The following is a 570-nucleotide window of genomic DNA, read 5'->3' as shown; positions in this document are numbered from 1 at the left end:
AACAGCCCGTGTCCGTGTTGGTCACGCGTGCCCAGATCACCTGTGGGTTGCTCGTGTTGATATAGCTGTCCGGTAGTGCATTGTCTCCCGTGGTGGCATCTACCTCGTTTTCGTGGTAGCTCACTACATAGATCACCGGATCCTGTCCGTTTAATATCTCATCGTCTTGGGTAGAGAGGGTGAACTCCCCAATACCGTCTGTACCCTCGCCTACATTATCACAGATGCGATACGCCGCTGCTGGAGCAGTGGCCGTGGCCCCTTCTCTAACCTCGATGTTAAAGCTCTGCGTGGCTGAGTAACAGCCCGTCACCGTATTGGTAATGCGTACATAGATCGTCTGTGGATTAGTCACATTCACAAAGGCCTCTGGGGTGGCGATCGCATTGATGCCTGCATCAGCGTCAGCCTCCACCTCGTGGAAGGTGATCTCCAAGTCCGTTGGATCTTGTCCGCCTAAGATCTCTGGAATCTTCGTGTTCAGATCAAAGGTAGCCACGCCGTCTGTTGCCAGCTCACAGATGATGTAATCACTCACCTCTGGCGTCTCTGGCAGTGGGTTAACCACAA

The 570-nt window shown here is 53.3% G+C and carries 1 pseudogene; it reads right to left on the bottom strand.

From position 1 onward, the window contains the following. Positions 1-570: pseudogene (locus POW22_RS10305) on the bottom strand (hypothetical protein); the annotation flags it as partial.

Source organism: Gilvibacter sediminis (assembly GCF_028561565.1).
In the GTDB taxonomy this organism is placed as follows: domain Bacteria; phylum Bacteroidota; class Bacteroidia; order Flavobacteriales; family Flavobacteriaceae; genus Gilvibacter; species Gilvibacter sediminis.
The sequence above is the reverse complement of the archived record's forward strand: the minus strand, read 5'-3'. Positions and strand labels throughout refer to the sequence as shown.